The 17,218-nt window shown below is 47.5% G+C and carries 11 protein-coding genes and 1 pseudogene; 8 read left to right on the top strand and 4 right to left on the bottom strand.

Translation table 11 applies throughout. From position 1 onward, the window contains the following. The 6 genes and pseudogenes from AC1DWB_RS01890 to AC1DWB_RS01865 all read left to right on the top strand — a co-directional run. A partial coding sequence (locus AC1DWB_RS01890) for a right-handed parallel beta-helix repeat-containing protein (protein WP_477539319.1) occupies positions 1-1,372 on the top strand: 1,372 nt, incomplete at its 5' end. A 291-nt stretch (positions 1,373-1,663) separates the two neighbouring features. Beyond that, positions 1,664-3,001, top strand: a complete 1,338-nt coding sequence (locus AC1DWB_RS01885; protein WP_477539318.1) for an ABC transporter substrate-binding protein — start codon at positions 1,664-1,666, stop codon at positions 2,999-3,001. Between the two features lie 557 nt (positions 3,002-3,558). Next, positions 3,559-3,768 (top strand): hypothetical protein, encoded by a 210-nt coding sequence (locus AC1DWB_RS01880; protein ID WP_477539317.1) that lies wholly within the window; start codon positions 3,559-3,561, stop codon positions 3,766-3,768. 362 nt (positions 3,769-4,130) lie between these two features. Then, positions 4,131-4,790: a type A chloramphenicol O-acetyltransferase gene (catA, locus tag AC1DWB_RS01875; protein ID WP_477539316.1), complete on the top strand. Its 660-nt coding sequence runs from the start codon at positions 4,131-4,133 to the stop codon at positions 4,788-4,790. Between the two features lie 75 nt (positions 4,791-4,865). Beyond that, positions 4,866-5,174 (top strand): annotated as a pseudogene (locus tag AC1DWB_RS01870) (hypothetical protein); the annotation flags it as partial. A 133-nt stretch (positions 5,175-5,307) separates the two neighbouring features. After that, on the top strand, positions 5,308-6,417 hold the full coding sequence (locus tag AC1DWB_RS01865) for a glycosyltransferase (RefSeq protein WP_477539315.1): 1,110 nt from the start codon (positions 5,308-5,310) through the stop codon (positions 6,415-6,417). Between the two features lie 100 nt (positions 6,418-6,517). On the opposite strand, the gene AC1DWB_RS01860 is transcribed toward AC1DWB_RS01865, so the two are convergent. Together AC1DWB_RS01860 and AC1DWB_RS01855 are read right to left on the bottom strand one after the other, a co-directional pair. Continuing rightward, positions 6,518-9,682, bottom strand: a complete 3,165-nt coding sequence (locus AC1DWB_RS01860) for a hybrid sensor histidine kinase/response regulator (RefSeq protein WP_477539314.1) — start codon at positions 9,680-9,682, stop codon at positions 6,518-6,520. Positions 9,683-9,750: 68 nt separating this feature from the next. Further along, positions 9,751-10,542, bottom strand: a complete 792-nt coding sequence (locus tag AC1DWB_RS01855; RefSeq protein WP_477539313.1) for an AraC family transcriptional regulator — start codon at positions 10,540-10,542, stop codon at positions 9,751-9,753. A gap of 384 nt (positions 10,543-10,926) precedes the next feature. Here AC1DWB_RS01855 and AC1DWB_RS01850 point away from each other — a divergent pair, with 384 nt between their 5' ends. Further along, positions 10,927-12,234 carry an ABC transporter substrate-binding protein gene (locus tag AC1DWB_RS01850; protein WP_477539312.1) on the top strand — a complete coding sequence of 436 codons (1,308 nt, stop codon included), beginning with the start codon at positions 10,927-10,929 and terminating at the stop codon, positions 12,232-12,234. 11 nt (positions 12,235-12,245) lie between these two features. On the opposite strand, the gene AC1DWB_RS01845 is transcribed toward AC1DWB_RS01850, so the two are convergent. Then, on the bottom strand, positions 12,246-13,505 hold the full coding sequence (locus AC1DWB_RS01845) for an MFS transporter (RefSeq protein WP_477539311.1): 1,260 nt from the start codon (positions 13,503-13,505) through the stop codon (positions 12,246-12,248). Positions 13,506-13,579: 74 nt separating this feature from the next. Continuing rightward, a complete protein-coding gene (locus tag AC1DWB_RS01840; protein WP_477539310.1) occupies positions 13,580-14,737 on the bottom strand; it encodes a winged helix-turn-helix domain-containing protein in 1,158 nt (385 codons plus the stop codon). A 168-nt stretch (positions 14,738-14,905) separates the two neighbouring features. Between AC1DWB_RS01840 and AC1DWB_RS01835 the strand changes: the two genes are divergently transcribed. After that, the gene (locus AC1DWB_RS01835) at positions 14,906-17,200 is read left to right on the top strand and encodes a helix-turn-helix domain-containing protein (RefSeq protein WP_477539309.1); all 2,295 of its coding nucleotides are present in this window, start codon (positions 14,906-14,908) and stop codon (positions 17,198-17,200) included. The last annotated feature ends 18 nt before the right edge of the window (positions 17,201-17,218 follow it).

The raw sequence follows: 17,218 nt of genomic DNA, 5'->3' as shown, positions 1-17,218 counted from the left end.
GGATAATTACGCCGCGATCATGGCCGCTTACCAACAAGCGGTCGCAACAACCGGGGTGCTATTAATTCCACCTAAGAAATATTACATATCCCGTGGTCTGATATTTAATGGAAGCGTTTCCATCATGGGTACTGCAGGAAGATCCGTTATTTTTTCCGGTGACTTCACGACATCCGTTCTCATCTTGAAGAATAATATAGACTCTATCATACATGGTATTACTCTCAAAAGTAATGCTGCAACACGAGGTTGGCAATATGGTCTAGTTACGGAGAGTTGCGAAAATATAACAATCGATAACAACACGATCATAGGTATAGCCGGGGCCGCCTTTATGAACTATGGCTTAAGGAAATCTCGGATTGTAAACTGTACGGTAAAAAATAACTTGGCAGACGGTATTCATATAACCAACGTTAGCGAAGATGTCCTTGTTTCGGGAAACGTTCTKGATAACACCGGTGATGATGGGATTGCGGTGGTTTCTTATACCAAAAATGCAGCCCCGTGTAAACGTGTGCTCATTTTGAATAATATCGTTCGAAATTCAAAAGCGAGAGGCATTACCAATGTCGGGAGTACGTCCGTTACGATTCAGTCGAACTTGATTGACGGTACCGCATCGAGCGGCGTTCTTGTCGTGAGAGATAACAATGCCACATACCAAACATATGCTCCGTCCCAAACTATAATTGCTTCCAACCATGTGATCAATGTCGGTACGGTAATTCCGGTCATAGGGAATCAATTCGGCATCGAAATCCATGCTGACTCCGACGGTTGCTTGATCGAGGGAAACGCAGTCATGGACGGGACAAACCGCGGTCTATCCGTTTCCGGAAAAAACAATATCGTCAAACATAATCGGGTTATTAACAATCAAGGATCCAATGAATTCTCCCCTCAAGAAAACATTATCGTCGAGGGCAATACATTCGAATTGAACAAGACATACGGTATATATGCTCGAGGAATCACAGGCGGGATCTTCTGCAATAATATCTTCAAAAATAACAACACCGGAAATATTGCAGGGGTCGATAACGCACATTTCACGGCTTGTTCGAAATGTATCATTGCCTCGAATCTCTCCGTTGACAACAGAAGCACCCCTCTTATCGAGAGAACTTATCAGCTCGATAATTGCTCGGAAATCAAATTTTCAGCGAATATGGAAAATGCAATAGGAAAATCGATCGGTTACAGCGGAGCAAACGCAAATATTGTATATTCGGACGGATTAACCGGATCGATAGTTCCCGCCTATACGCAATTTAAAGCAGGCCAGCAGTATTTAAAGACTGATACCGGTGAATTGTACGTATATTGTGGAGCCCCTAGCAGCTATGCGTGGAAGAAGATAAGCGTTTGATTTGAAATGGCCGGTCGTCAACTCTCTTACATCGGGGCTTATCTAATAAGCCCCTCGTATTGAATGGAACAGCAATAGCGAATACATCCGTTCAACCGGATATGGAGACAACGAAGCGCATTTTGGACGCGGCCATAGAAGGTGCGTTAAGAGCTTTGACACCGCCTGTGCCTATGTGAACTCGGAAGAGGTGCTCAGGCGATAAACCGATTTATTAACAATAGGGGGGACAATATGGCGGCCATAGACGCCGAACATATGAAAGTTAGAGTGAATTGGAGGAGGACGACAATGTTTTTCTTTAGGGGAAGAGGGTCAATTGCAACGCTGCTTCTGATCGGGGTACTGACGGCTTGCTCAGGTGGGGGGACTCCATCCGAACATTCCAAAGCCGCTGCGGTCGAATCGACACTTAAGCCGGTCGGCAAGCCCGGAGAACCGGTCGAGCTGCTGTTCCTCGGTTCTACCGATAAGGAGCGTTTTTTCCGCGAGCACGGAAATGATTTACTGGCGAAGTTTCCAAACCTGAAAATCAATTATTATTTGCTTGGCAGTACCGATGACGAGGCCAAAGGCCAGATGTCGATTCAGGGGGCCCTCACCAAAGGCTTGGACATCGATATCATGCACGTCGGGACGGTCAATATCAATCCTTACCTGATGGAAACGAAATTGGCCTACGATATCGGGGATCTGATCAAAAAATATAAATACGACCTGAATATTAATTATCCGGAAGCGATCGATGTCCTTAGACTGATATCGGGAGGGCCGCTTTATGGGCTGCCGGTCAATTTCAGCAGCTATAAAGTGTATTACAACAAAGATATATTCGAAAAATTTGGCGTCGCGTATCCGAAAGACGGAATGACTTATGACGATTTTTATGAGCTGTCCAAAAAAATGACTCGCACCGACGGCAATGTGCAGTACCAGGGAGCGGTAATCAACATCAGCGGCATGATGCTGTTTAACCAATTGTCCGTGCCTTTCATCGATCTGACAACGAATAAGTCTGTTTTTTTGACCGACCCGAGATGGCAAAAATATGTGAACAACTTCGTTCGCTTCCTACAAATTCCCGGAAACGAGAAGCCTGCCGACACAAATCTGTTCATCACGCAAGGGACGGCAGCCATGATGCTAGCGGCCAACGACTTGAACTCGACCTGGAAAGTCAATTGGGATATCGCAAGGGCTCCGACATTTGCCGATCTTCCCGGAGTAGGCGGCGGCATTCAGGGAAGTATATATTCGCTCACCAGCACGAGCAAGTATAAGGAAGAAGCTTTCCAGGTTATCGCCTATTTGGCCTCCAAGGAGCATATGCTCGATTTGTCGAAGATGGGTGCGCTCACGGTACTGAACGATCCGGAAGCGAAAAAAATATACGGCAAAGAAATCCCGTGGCTGCAAGGCAAGTCGCTGAACTTGCAGGCGATGTTTCCAGATAAGTACGCCCCGCCTTATAAGGTGACCGCTTTTGACGTCTTGGCTCAGAGGGCGATTACGAAACAGCTGACTCTGGTCGCTCAGGGTAAAGGCTCCGATGTGAACACGATGCTCCGCGATGCAGCGGAAGAGACCGACAAGGCGATTGCCGAACAATTGGCCGCAAAGGGCAAATAGAAAGTCGGATTGACTTGCTCTCGGACTACTCCGGGAGCTTTTTGCCGTCGGAAACGGAGGCGGCTGTCGTTTTGCCCGGAACGAAAAGATCGGCGGCAGCGCCTTCATTTTGAGTCCGAATGAGGTAGAAGCGGCGATGAAGAAGCGGATTTGAAAGCTGATTTCAAAAAAAGCTATGTAAAATGAGAAGCGTTAAGCTGCCGCCGCAATCTCATTTAGCTACTCAACAAAATACATCTGCTGGTTCCGCTTCTTTTCTTCCAACAAGAGATCAATGATTTATGTAAATGATCATTGGGAGCATTATAGAATGCCCTACGCAACAGCTGCGGTGGGTGGCCACCTTGAAAGATTTCATACTTCGATCTGCACATATAGAAGGTATACTCTTGTCGTGAATTCACTTTTTTTCAGAGATTGTTAGTATTTTCTTGTCGCTATCCAGGGTATTTTCATGTCGTTGTACTCTGTTGCTGAAAAAACTCAAGCGACTCGAATATGCTCGCTTGTCTCGGCTGGAGACCAATAGGGATCGGATTGTCGAGGTAGAGCTTCGAATGCGAATGCACCTTATGGAAGTGATCAAGAGCCATCCGATCTATAAAGCGGCGATACATGGCCATGATGCTTATGAACGAGTCAAACTGTGCCGAATCACCTATCCGGTTGATTTTTTGGCCGGCGAGGTCGCTCCAGAGAGCAATTCGTTCGATCATAATGTGATATTAGGACTTGAGGATCAGTTCTTCTCTGAAGCACACGTATAACGTTCCTTTGGTCGGGGATATGCGTATTGAGATGAGCGGAGAGGAAGCTTTCGATTTCATCCACCGCAAAACGAAGGTGTTCGAGGCTTTTGTTCATTGGAAGGTGGCTGCCACTCTTCCTCATTCCGCCCTTCTTGTGATTTATAAGGTATGACGACCGCATGGAACTACGAGCGGCTTGAATCGATGCGCTGCATGATACTTTTGATGTTTTGGCTATGATGATGGTATACTCATCGTTACAGATAATTTATTAGTAGCAGTGGAAAAATAATGTACTGGGATTGTGATGAGGATATGGTTAAAACAGTCAAGATGACCTCCTAGAACGAAGAACGTAATAATTTTAGGAGGTTATAAAAATGATTTTCAATCCGATTGTCATGGATAACTGGAGTAGAAAACCCTATTTTGAACATTATTTAAACAATGTCAGATGCACCTACAGCATGACGGCAAACATTGACATTACCCAGTTGCTGGAAGGACTTAAGAATAAGGGGATTAAGCTGTACCCGGCATTGATCCACATGATAACTACAGTGGTAAACCGCCACAGTGAATTTCGCACATGTCTTGATTCTGAGGGTAGGTTAGGTTATTGGGATAGCATGTCTCCTAGCTTTACCATTTTCCATACTGAGGATAAGACTTTTTCAACCATCTGGACTTTGTACAGTGAAGATTTTAATGAGTTCTACATTCGTTATTTGGACGATATGGAAAAGTACGGAAGTGTTAAGCGATTTGCCGCTAAAACAAACGAGCCACCAAACACCTTTCCCATTTCTAGCATTCCGTGGGTCAGCTTCACGGGCTTTAACCTGAATGTCTATAATGAGGGAACTTATTTACTGCCCATCTTTACAATGGGGAAATATTTTCAGCAAGACGAAAAAATACTGCTGCCCTTATCGGCACAATTCCACCACGCCGTTTGCGACGGCTACCATGCTGGCGTGCTGTATAATGAGTTACAATTACGGGCTGATACCTGTAAGAAATGGTTGCCAAACAAATAATAGATACCACAAAAGGGCTGCCGAGAGGCAGCTCTTTGTTCCGCTAACAGGCAGAATAGCGTGGTGGAATGTACCTTTTTCGTACTCATTTGGGGGGCCGTGCATTCCGGTGGGCTTATTGTCAGCCAAGCATGGTTAACTACTGAGGCAAAAGAAGCTCCCGAATTCGGCAACAGCTTGTTTGTCTCATTTTCCAATCTTGGCATTACTGTAGGGACTTCTGTCGGGGGTTGGTTTATTTCTCACTTGGGCATGCATCAACTCATCTGGATCGGAATTCTGTTTAAACTGCTTGCTTTTTTATTGATCATGATAAAAATAAAAACTTCTCGTTCACGGTTGAGGGTGCGTGTGGATCCAAAGCTTAGGGGAGCAAATCGCTAACAATTATAAGGATGAATGATGAAGTACACGAAAAATTTCAGAAAGGCAAGGGCGATCACCTTATCAGCAGCTGGAATCGCGGCATATCCTGTTTCCAAGGCCTTATAATGCTCAATGAGGAGACTGGAAGCTGATGACCCGATACCATGTTGTGTGGAAAGGACCGATCCATCTCGCTAGCGGCCTTGGAATCGCAAGCAGGGAATATGTTCGGGCATTAAGAAGGCAAGGCGTACGAACGACGGCCGGAAGCGGGAAGAACTCGCGGCAGTCAGGCAAAGGAAAGAGCAGCTCCGTCTTGATTTATCATTATCCCCCCCACACGCTGAACGTCAGTAGAGAGAAGAAGCGGCACAAGCGCGTCATTCTGAACTCCGTATGGGAGACGACAAGAATTCCCGACCGTTGGGCGAGGGCAATCAACCGGTTCGATGCAGTGTTCGTGCCTTCTCGGCAAAATATACAAGCGATGCGCAACAGCGGTGTCAGGGTACCCATGTACATCGTTCCCCATGGGGTGAACGCTGCGACATTCAATCCGCGCAATCGTAAGCTGCAAATACCGAATACGAAGGGGAAATTCGTGTTCGTATCCGTATTCGGTTTCCAGCACCGCAAAAATCCAGAGGCATTGTTCAGAGCCTATTGGGAAGCCTTCTCCGCCTCGGACAATGTGCACCTAGTCGTCAAGACGAATGGCTACTCTTCCCGCGAGAACCAGCAGTGGATCCGAAACCGAGTCGCTGCTTATAAGAAGAAGTTAGGCATTCACAAGCGTACGGCCCCGGTTACGATTCTGGCACGGCATCTAACACAACGACAATTAAGAGGGATCTATACGCTTGGAAATGCGTTTGTTCTCCCCACTAGGGGCGAAGGCGTTGGCTTGCCTTTCCTGGAATCGATGGCGAGCGGCACACCTGTTATCGCTACCGGCTGGGGCGGTCACATGGACTTCTTGACGAGTCGGAACTCATTCTTCGTCAAATATAAGCTAACTCACCCCTTCACAGGCAAGAATCACGTCATCTCGCGGTCGTTCCGTTCCCTGTTCTCAGGTCGAGCACAGTTATGGGCGGAAGCGGATCTGGGCAGCTTGAAGCAACAGATGAGGTTAGCTTATCAGAACCGTGCCTTGTGCAGAAGGAAAGGGCAACAAGGCAGAAGGGATGCGCGGAGACTATCCTGGAACCGTGTCGGCATCATTATGAAGAATGCGGTAGATAAGGTCAGCAGGCGATAGGCTCCGGCCCCATACGGAAAAGCCCCCAGAATCGGGGGCTAACGATTGAGGCACACTCTTCAACGGGTCTGCCTCTTTCTTCGCATGCAATGAGTTTGTCTCAATCTGCGTTAGCATCCTGCTTATTGCGGTTGTCCGGAATGACGAATGACACGGTTGTTCCTTCATTGGGCCTACTGTGAATAGACAAGCCTTGGCCGTACAATTGGGTCAATCGTCGATTCGTATTGAAAAGTCCAATACCGCCCTTGCCCTTCATGGTTGGACTCAACAATTGAATCACCTTTTCTTGTTCCATACCCTTGCCATTATCTTTGACTTCAATAAGCGTGAAGCTGGTCTGGCGAGCAATTCGAATATGAACCGTACCGCCTTTGCTTTGACTAAGGATGCCGTGCTTGACCGCATTTTCAATCAACGGTTGTATCGTAAGCGGAGGAAGAAGCAAATTGATGTTGGGTTCCACTTCCCATACGACAGACAATCGTTTCTCAAACCGTACTTTTTCAATATACAAGTAGGCTTCGGCAAGCTCCAGTTCATGAGAAAGCTCGATCAGTTCTCCCGTATTGAGAAAATCATAGCTGATCCGCAAATATGACGCAAAAGCATGGCCCAGATATCGCATCTTTTCCGTATCGATCTTACTAAGTGCCATTATTGAATTAAGCGTATTGAGTAGAAAATGAGGATGAATTTGGGCCTGAAGGTAGGCGGCCTCCATACGTAAACGTTCATTGATGGATTGATTCAGCGTGATCAACGACCGGATTCGGTACTTCAGTTCAAGAGCGTCTACAGGCTTGGTCACGTAATCGTTAGCTCCCGATGAAAATCCGGTGTAGATGTCAGCTGGTTGACTGCGCGCTGTCAGTAGCAGAATAGGCAGCTCTGATACGGAGTAATGCTGCCTTACTATCTGGGTCAATTCGTAGCCGGACATGTGTGGCATCATGACATCGGCAATCAACAGATCCCATCGCCCGGTGCCTAGCAATTCCAATACTTCACGGGCCGAATTGGCTGTTGTGATGGTATACGGCTCCGTCGAAAGGATCCCCACAAGCACATTCAGGTTGACGGGGTCGTCATCAACGGCAAGAATATTCACCTTCCCGTCATTCAATAGCGGCGGGATAAGGACGGTAGCAGCCAATTCACCGATTCCGGTGTCCGGCATAATCAAACCAACTGGCCTATCTTTAGTTCCATCTGTGATCTGGCGAAGATGAATAGGGTCTTGGGGCAAGGAGACATTCGACACGTTCGCTAACGGTAGACTGAAACTGAAAACGGAGCCCTTACCCAACTCGGAGCGAACAGTCAGAGCACCACCGTGCAATTCTACCAACTGCTTGCAAATGCTTAAACCAAGTCCGATTCCTCGTCCATCACTTACTCCATAAGACCCTTGTACATAAGGGAGAAACACTTGCGCTTGTGTTTCCTCATTCATGCCGAACCCGGTGTCGGAGACATGGATGACGGCCTGCCCGTCCCGAATCTCAGCGGAAACGGAGATGGTTCCCTTTTCCGTGTATTTGAGGGCGTTATGCAACAGGTTATACAAAATTTGCACAAGTCTTTTCTCGTCGGCCATCACCAGCGGCATCGATTCCGCGATATCCATATTCAGTCGGATAGGCTTACCTTCTATCATAAATTTCAGCATACTGACTACGCCGGGAACGATGGATTGAATCTGCAGGGGTTCCTGCTGCAGCACAATGCGATGCTCCTTAAGACGCGCGACATCGAGAAGATCGCCAAGCATATGAGACATGCGGCGACTTATCGTTATAAGCAGCTCCATATCCTTCAGGCTGCTCTCATTCAGATTCTCTTTCTCTTTGGTGACGACGGTCTCTGCGATATTCATAATGCCATGCAGCGGCGTTCTCAGTTCGTGCGACGTGTTGGCGAGAAATTGGTCTTTCAGCTTGTCGGCCCTTTGCAACTGCTCGTTTAGCTTGGCGTTTTCCCTGGAATTACGGAAAAATTTCTTGAACCAATAAGCGGAAAATGCGATAATGGCCGCTATTATATCGATTGGATAGTATACGGTGGTAATTTCTATATCAGACTCGACTATGCTCCATATTATGTTGGATATTATGCCCGTAGCGGTTAGCAGCAAGAAGACGATGTCTTTGTCGTCCTGCTTCCTGAAAATCATGGTTCCTACGATATAAATAAACCAAACGAATGGAAATAAATAGAAGGCGAGAAAGATCTTTAAATCGATAATTCCATTAGCCCATGAAGCGGGTGCGGCGAGCAGGAGTCCTGTAAGGGAAACGAGTGCCGTGGTGTATATTCGCAGCCATACGCATCGTGGAGGAGCCGAAGCAATTCTTTTGAAAAGAAGAAGAATAAAAAAGTTTTGCCATAGGAGGGAGAGCAGTCTGATCTTGATCGCCCATGTATAATTGATCGGAAGCCATAACATGAGCACGTTATCATGACCGCTCAAAACGGCAATTCCGACCGTTAAGGTTAGTAGACCCGTAATGAACAAAGCCCGTTCTTGAGGATTGAATAAGTAAAGGATCCCCGTATACGAACCGTGAAGCAGCAAAATAAGAAACATACCTAGTTGAAATCCGATAGAGTACCAACGTACGTAGTCTACCGCGGCCTGAGAGCCGAAGCGAATGGAACGGACAATCCCACCGTAATAAGGCTCGTCGAAGTTGGCTGCGCGAATAAGCAATTCTATCTCCGTTGTCCCTTCGACCGAGTAGGAAGCGGTGTAAGAGACATTCTTGGGCGTGTATTCATTAGCATCCGCGGCAGGTTGGCCGAACCTGCCCGAGACAATCCCGTTTATTTCTACTTCCGATGAAGCTTGAATACTTGACAGCCAGAATGCGATAGGCTGTTTCAGCGGATCGATTAGAATGCGCAGCCGATACGTTCCATATCCATATGAGGAACCAGAATCCTTATTCAGCACGCTTCCCCAGTCTCCCGGAACCTGAATATTACGGAATTGGTTTTCCCCCGATTGTATGTCCTGACGTGAAATGAATTTATTAGGATAAAACTGCCATTCGCCGTCCAAATAAAAGGAGGAGGATTTCTCCAGATCCATACCGCGCATGTCGAGTACGCCATTAACGGGACGGGGGGGCTCCGATGTATAAAACAGTTCGGACCACGCCCATCGCAGGCAGAAGAGAGCGCTAAGAAATACTATTATTATGGCTATATATCTCAAGGGAGTTTTATTTATTATTCGCATCATACCAAGGGAGTTCGACATAATAGTGCATATCCCTTTATTTAATTGCTTTCCGAGAGAAGTCCCCTTCCTCTTCAGGAGTTTTCACATCAGGAGAGTACTTGCTTTTTATATTGACTGGGAGAGAGGCCGTAGCGGGATCGAAATAAACGATTAAAATGGATATAACTAGAAAATCCTGACAAATAGGCGATTTCCTCCAACGTAGTTCCTCCGATCAGAATAAACTCCTTGGCCATCATAAGCCTCATTTCAATCACATAATCCATAATCGATTGATTATAAGCGGATTTGAACAGCTGAGAGGCCCTCGATACGCTCATTCCTACGTGGGAAGAGATGTCCCGCAGCGTCAATTTGCTTGTTGCGCGCTTCTCGATAAAATCTTTGATTCGATTGGAGACAGAGCGGTCGTGGACCAAGGGGCCTTTGCCCTCAATAATCAAACGTCCCAAATGAAGAAAAAACGCACGGACCAGACAATTTACAATGTCTGCATTCGCGTTCTTCAAACGTCTTTTCTCGTAACGAATCAATTTCCACATAGAAATCAATTCATCGTCTAGGCCCAAATGGACTTTGTCGGCGGAATGAAACTGGTCCCACCATTCGCTCAACCACGACTCTCCCGGCAAGATCAATAAAAAATAATCGGAGCTTAGAAAGGCTCGATTGCTGTCTTGACCGATGATCAACTCATAGGAGTCGCCAGGCTTGCAAAGCAGCAGATCCCCAGGGCGGATCACATGCGTAACGTTGTTTACGATGGCATTACAGGAGCCGTCCGTTTGCAACCGAACGACATAATGCCTCAATCCGTCACGTTTATCGGTATACAGAGGCCTAGTGTGAATTGAATGTCCGATCGCAACGATTTCCATAAACAGTCCTCCGCTTGGAATGAAATAAAGGAGATTGGCCGACACCACTATTCTAAATACGATGCGCAGATACGTAAAGCGATATTTGCTTTTAAATTCATGTAGATTGACGAAACTGTCCGGATAAATCGTAAGATCCGTTAATAATTTGCTTCGATTGGATATGTTCTTTACCAGAGCACCCGCATTATAATAAAGCTAAATCTAAGTGGAAGCGATTACAGACGACTCATTGGGGGATGGACAAAAGATGGCTAATGTTGAAATCCATTATAATCGAAAGTGTAAACGCTTCCAGTTACAGATTTTCATTCATCGTGGGATCCTCCATGACATGGAATCCGAACCTGGTCTACATTCATTCTTTTGGAAGGGGATAACAATATGAAACGAAAAGGATCGGCCATTATGACCGCAATACTGGTCGGCACGTTATTGACAGGTTGCGCTTCCGGCGCATCCGGGGGAAAAGAGGCTCCGTCTAAAGGGGAGGAAGCCATCCAAGTCGATTTGAAAACGCCTGTGGAGCTGATCTTTTACGATGAGCACAATATGTCCGAGGACATGTTTAACGAACGATTTGCCAAACCGGTCAAAGACAAATTCCCGAACGTCACCTTTAAAGTCATCAAACCGGCAAAAGGAACCTACATCAGCGAGATCGCGGCCAGCGGCACACTGCCGGATATGTACTACACAACGTCCTGGAGCTTCCCACTGCAGATCGACGGGGGTTTGATTGCGAAATTGGATGATTGGGTCAAAAAAGACCGGATCGATTTGAACGGATATCAGCCGACGCTTATCGATACGATCAAAACCTTCAGCTCAAAGGGTGAACTGTACGCCCTTCCTTATTCTAACTACGCTTCGGTCCTTTATTATAACAAAGATATATTCGACAGGTTTGCCGTACCTTATCCGAAAGACGGCATGAGCTACGAAGAAGCCATCGCGCTCGGCAAAAAAATAACGAGGACGGAAGGCGGCGTCCAGTATGCCGGATTTTTCCCGGGAAATTACAGTTTCACGTACGCACTCTTCAAATCGGGTTTCGTCGATGTGGAAAATAAAAAAGTGAGCTTCAATAATCAGGAAATGAGACAGGCCTTCGAACTACTAAAGAATGGCTACAGCACGCAGGGTATCGAATATATGGATTATACCAAAGCACTCAATATGTTCTATAAAGACAAGACGCTGGCGATGATTCCCTATCATTTCGAACTGGTCCGGCTGGAAGGGGCGGTTAAATCGGGAGATTCATTCAACTGGGATTTCGCCCAAGCCCCAACCTTTAACGGATATAACCGTAACGGCGCCCCTACTCTGCTGTCGGTTTCATCGCAAACGAAGCATTCGGCGCTTGTCTTCAAGATCATTTCGTATTTGTCCGCTTCGACCGAGTATCAAACGTTTTTGGCTCAAAAAGGCGTGCTGCCTGTCATTAAAAACGACGAAATCATGAAATCGTTCGGAAGCAGTCTGGACTATTTGAAAGGAAAACATATCGGAGCGATCTTAAAAACGAAGCCGCAATCGATTGTGAAACCGACGCAATTCGACCGGGTGCCGGATAAATACCTTACGCAAGCGCTCAAAGATGTTATAACCGGGACAATCGATGTGAATACGGCGTTAAATAAGGTGGAGGAGCAGGCAAACAAAGATCTGGTTTCGCAATTCAAATAGAAAAGATGATTTTATTTAATAAGTCCAACATTTCTTATGGACGCAGGCCATAGCACCCTTCCGAATAAAATGCCAAGCAGACCGATCATTGCAATCACAATACCTAAATTCAGGAAGGTACGCGCGGGGCCGGCAACTTGTACCAGAAGTCCCCCAAGCAGTGGCGCTTCAATCATAACCATTCCTAGTACTGTGCTCTGAATCCCGAACACACGGCCGGTCATATGCGGAGGCGTTTCTTTTTGCAGACAATAGTTGAATGTAACCATGAACATGCCGTTGCCGATGCCCAGCACGAACCCCAGTACCAATATGGGAAGCACGGAAACCCCGGCAGGGAGCAAGCCCAGCCCTCCAACGGATACGCCGATCAGCGCATAACCGCTTCCAAACTTCCAGCCATAACCTGTTGTACGGTTCATTCGGTTCATCGTTACAATGCTGAGTATGGCACCTGCACCCGATGCCGCTACTAACCAGCCAAGCAAAGACTCCTGATCCGGTGCAACTACCCGGAAGAGACTGGTGAACTGAAAGTCGATCATCTGGATGGCGAGTGTCCCGGTTAACCCGAACAGCATGGTAGTCAGCAGCAGTCGGCTGTGCAGGATGAAGCCCCAGCCTTCTTTCCACATCGTAAGCAGCGGAACTCGTTCCTCCGGTGCAGGCACGGAGGGACGCTCGCTTACAACAGGATTCTTGACGGTGAGCAGCAGCAGATAAGAACCCAGCCTGAAGCAGGCACACAGCAAAATGCACCACTGCGGCGACAGGAGGGACAAGGCGAATCCGCCTAATAAAGGACCGGCGATTTTGGATCCCTGGTTCACAATTCCATTGAGTGAGGTAGCCTGAAGCAGCTGATCCTCTCTGACTATGCTGCGTGTCAACGACTGCTGCGCGGGCACATTCAACGTAGAGATAGCTGCACGCAGCATAAGCAGAGGGAGCAGCCATAACATATTCGGAGCCCATAGCACCAGCAAGGTCAGGACGGCGGTAAGCAGATCGCAAATACGCATCAGCCTCAGCTTGTTCAGCCGATCGGCCGCGACTCCTGCAACCGAACCGAGCAGGATACTGGGCAGAGCGTTGGCGACCGGAATCAGGGCAAGCATCAGCGGACCGGCCTGCCAGCGATACCCCACAAGCACCTGGATAGCCAACGTGTCGAACCAGTCGCCCAAGGTTGCTGCGGCAAAGGCGCTATATACGCGCATGTATACTTGGTTACGAAGCAGGCTTGCACCTGCTTGTTGTAAAGCTGTCATTACTCATTCCCCCAAATCACAGTAAGATCGTATCAGATACGATCTTACTGTAACGGAGAAATGTCAGAGCATGATCAGAAACGATTCAGCTCGTTCAGTATCGTGGCTTCCAGCGATCCTAACCACTTATTGAGGCCAATCCGCTCCTGTTCTTCTTCAAACCGTTCTGCGTATTTCTGCTGCAATTGTGTCTTCGGAGGAAACATGCCAGAGAAATGAATAATTCGGTGCAGGGCATACAGCCGCATCGGCACAAAACCAGACCTGTCCAGCACCTGAAGCCCCTCGTCCAGCAAATTCTCCGCTTCCCGCCATGCCTGACGCCGCAACATCCACATTCCCTTGACCACCTTGTAACTACCGATCTCACGTAGAAAAGGCTTGGTGGACAAAATCCCGACTTCAATAGATTCCGCCATCTTCTCTAGCTCGTGCTCCTCCGCCCCTGCAACCAGGTACACAAACATCTCCGTAATGGCCGTTTGCGGGATGAAATACTCATAGTCCGGTTCGGCGATCACGGTGTGACTCAGCTTTAAGCGTTCCAGCGCTTGATCAGGCTCTCCTGCCAGCGTATACAAATCAAGAATGTTGAGAATCTCCATTTCCCTGTGCTGCGCGGGAGACAACAATTTCTTCACAAGCACTTGCTCACAGACTGCCAGCTTCTGCTTCGGGTCCCCCGTGAACATATAAAACACCAGCAGCGAATAGAAGCGTTCATTCAGTGGAACCTCGTCCGTATTGAGCAGCCATTCCAGATCACCTTGTACAAACCGGACATAGATGGAATAGAACGGGTCCAGCTCATATCCAAGCACATCCTGTTGGCGTGCAAGGGTCAGCATGGAGCGGCCCTGGCCGTATTGGTGGTATTTCCCGAATATATCCCGCATCGTCTCATGCAGCTCTGGATCCCGGGTGGTGGGGTTCGCTTCCCCTATATTCTTTGAATTGTGCATAGCCAGGCTATAGCCGAATCCCCGGACCGTCTTAATCTCCAGCTCTGCAAAAGGGTCCAGCTTCTTACGCAACCTGTATATATGGTCATCCACCGTTCGCTCAACCGGGTATTCCAGCGGCCACACTTTATCCAGCAGCTGTTCCCGGCTGAATGTACGACCTCTGTTGCTATAGAGAAATTGCAACAGAGCGAACTCCTTGGGCAGCAGCTCAATCGTTATGCCTTCGGCCGTCACTTTATATTCACTTGCGTGTAATTCCAGATACATTCAGGTAACCCTTCTTTCCCATGGACCAGCTTCATGACCTTAGTATATCAGACGTTGAACGATTTACGGTTGCCACATTAAAGCTTCGGGCTGTAAGATAGATGAAATGCAAGCGGGAACAGGATCCGTTCTAGAAAATGACTAAGATCGTAGGGGGCTACGGTTTTCATGATAATGGTTAAAAAAGTTTCTTTCAAAAAGAAAGTAATTGCTTTTGCGCTCTTAATGAGCCTGGTTCCCGTCGTATTGCTAGGCTTTATATGCTCGTACCTGTTCTCCGAATCGCTTCAGGAAGAAGTCGATCTGCATCAGCAAAGCATTCTCAAGCACTTCGAAGCCCAGTTAAACACATATATGGCCAGGATCGACCAAATTTCCGTATCGCTTGCGTCGAACGCCATTGTGGAGAAGACGGTGGATGTGGGATTATCCATGAATACGCTGGAAAGTTCCCTTCAATTCATGGAGACACTCAAGAACCTCGTTGGGAATTCCGATCTTCCCATTGATATTTCCCTAATCCTTCCCAATCAGGACACGGTATACACCCAAACGTCGGGGATCATCCGACAAATTTACTACCCCTTCAGTGAAATTAATAAAATTGTCTGGTCCGGTGCGAATACTTCTTACAAAATCCCGCCCAATACGTATACGAATCAGAAGGATTTGCTCATTGTCCGTCCTATTCCGCTCAATTCGCCTGCGCCAAAAGGCATTCTGATCGTTCATTTGAAGACGAATTTGTTGATCAAGATGATGGAACAGATGGCTGCACCCTTTCAACGGATTTTATTAGTTTTTGATGATCAGAATCGCTTGGTTGTAAGCGGACAGACATGGCGGACTACAGAAAGCTCCGATCCAACCGAGCCGATATTGGGTATTATTGCCTCAACTAAAGTGCTTCCGGATCACATTCAGCTCAACGGAGAAACATATATCCTTACATCAACCCAATCCTCATCCAACGGGTGGAAATATGTAGCGGTAGCTTCCATCCATGATCTATCCCAGAAATCCAAAAATGTTCAATTGATTGCCTGGGGATTAGCAGGCTTGATTGCCTTGATCTGGGGAGCGGTAGCGGTCATCGGCTCCAACAGGTTGTACAGTCCTTTGCAGCGGCTGGTCACTAAATTCTCGGTAAAGGATGACAAGCATTCGGATGCTTACTCCATTCACTCCGATATCATTACAAATCTGGATCTTACTATGCAGAACCTGAAGGAAAAGAATGATCGCTTGATGGTTCGGCTGAACGATCAAATGCCGATTATGAAAGAATACGCCCTGCTTAATCTCCTTCACGGAAAGCTCGCTGACCCCAATGTGCCTGATCAAGCTTGGCAATCGGAGTTGGCCGTTCTGAAGGGCAACGTGTACTATGTAGGAATTGCTGAGATCGATCAATGGCTGGAGATGAAACAAACATACAGCGAAACTGATCGCTCCTTAATGATGTATGCTTTGAGGAAATGGATCGAGGAATTAGGAGAAGCTTACTACCCGATTCTCGGCATATCCCCCAAACAGGGCCAGCTTGTGTTTTTGATGGGTGTCGATGAACCAGGAACTCTTTCGGAAGACCGAATCAAGCAATTCGGTCAACAACTGTGCAACCAGATCGATCGTGTGTTTCCATTCACTCTTTCCGTCGCGATCGCGGGGCCTAGGGCAGGATATGACCAAATTCATATGTCGTTTGACGAAGCTCAATCCCTTATGGCCTATCGGATGGCCATGGGTCCCCAGGCTTTGATTCTGCGTGAGTCGGTTGGGGGGACGATGAACGCGTCGATCCGAAGACTCATTGTGTTTGAGCATGCGGTAGTGTCCAGCATGGCTCAGGGCCAGTACGACCAAGCCGATAGCAACCTGAACGCGTTGGTTCAGGAGGCCAGCCAATCCCTGCACAGTTCCGAGGCCATTCTAGGATTATTCACTCACCTGGTGGGAGAGCTCGATCATTTCCTTCAGACCTCCGAAGTGGAATTGTCCGATGTCATTGGTGGGGATGCGATGAAGGCTTTGTCCGAGATGAGCAGCCTTGCTCAACTTCATTCCTGGATCCGTGATACCGTCTTGCTAGCGATTAGGGAGCATCTGGAAAGTCTCCAAACTCCGAGACGCAAAAAGCTTGTGCAACAAGCTATTGCAGTATTGCTGGATCAACTGGAGCAGGATGTGTCACTGCAGCTCATGGCTTCCCAACTGCAGATATCCAGAGCGACGCTCAGCAAATGGTTCAAAGAGGAGACTGGCGACAACTTTGGCGACTATTTGATTCGAGCGAGGATGGACAAGGCCAAGGAGTGGCTTTCCACTTCGGACATGCCTATCAAAACCATTGCAGAACGATTGAGGTATACGTCGGTTACTAATTTCACGAGAATATTCAAACAGTCCACAGGCGCGACACCGGGCGCTTACCGAACTAATTTCAGAGCCTCGGATGAATGAGTTCATCTGCGATCTTCG

The organism is Paenibacillus sp. P4_E11 (assembly GCF_056401635.1).
This window is presented reverse-complemented; position numbering and strand designations above follow the sequence as displayed.

What these genes read in the sequence shown, in the direction of transcription:
- AC1DWB_RS01885 (WP_477539318.1), top strand. Translation starts at nt 1,664, where the DNA reads ATGTTTTTCTTTAGGGGAAGAGGGTCAATTGCAACGCTGCTTCTGATC.
- AC1DWB_RS01880 (WP_477539317.1), top strand. Translation starts at nt 3,559, where the DNA reads ATGCGAATGCACCTTATGGAAGTGATCAAGAGCCATCCGATCTATAAA.
- catA (WP_477539316.1), top strand. Translation starts at nt 4,131, where the DNA reads ATGATTTTCAATCCGATTGTCATGGATAACTGGAGTAGAAAACCCTAT.
- AC1DWB_RS01865 (WP_477539315.1), top strand. Translation starts at nt 5,308, where the DNA reads ATGACCCGATACCATGTTGTGTGGAAAGGACCGATCCATCTCGCTAGC.
- AC1DWB_RS01860 (WP_477539314.1), bottom strand. Translation starts at nt 9,682, where the DNA reads ATGTCGAACTCCCTTGGTATGATGCGAATAATAAATAAAACTCCCTTG.
- AC1DWB_RS01855 (WP_477539313.1), bottom strand. Translation starts at nt 10,542, where the DNA reads ATGGAAATCGTTGCGATCGGACATTCAATTCACACTAGGCCTCTGTAT.
- AC1DWB_RS01850 (WP_477539312.1), top strand. Translation starts at nt 10,927, where the DNA reads ATGAAACGAAAAGGATCGGCCATTATGACCGCAATACTGGTCGGCACG.
- AC1DWB_RS01845 (WP_477539311.1), bottom strand. Translation starts at nt 13,505, where the DNA reads ATGACAGCTTTACAACAAGCAGGTGCAAGCCTGCTTCGTAACCAAGTA.
- AC1DWB_RS01840 (WP_477539310.1), bottom strand. Translation starts at nt 14,737, where the DNA reads ATGTATCTGGAATTACACGCAAGTGAATATAAAGTGACGGCCGAAGGC.
- AC1DWB_RS01835 (WP_477539309.1), top strand. Translation starts at nt 14,906, where the DNA reads ATGATAATGGTTAAAAAAGTTTCTTTCAAAAAGAAAGTAATTGCTTTT.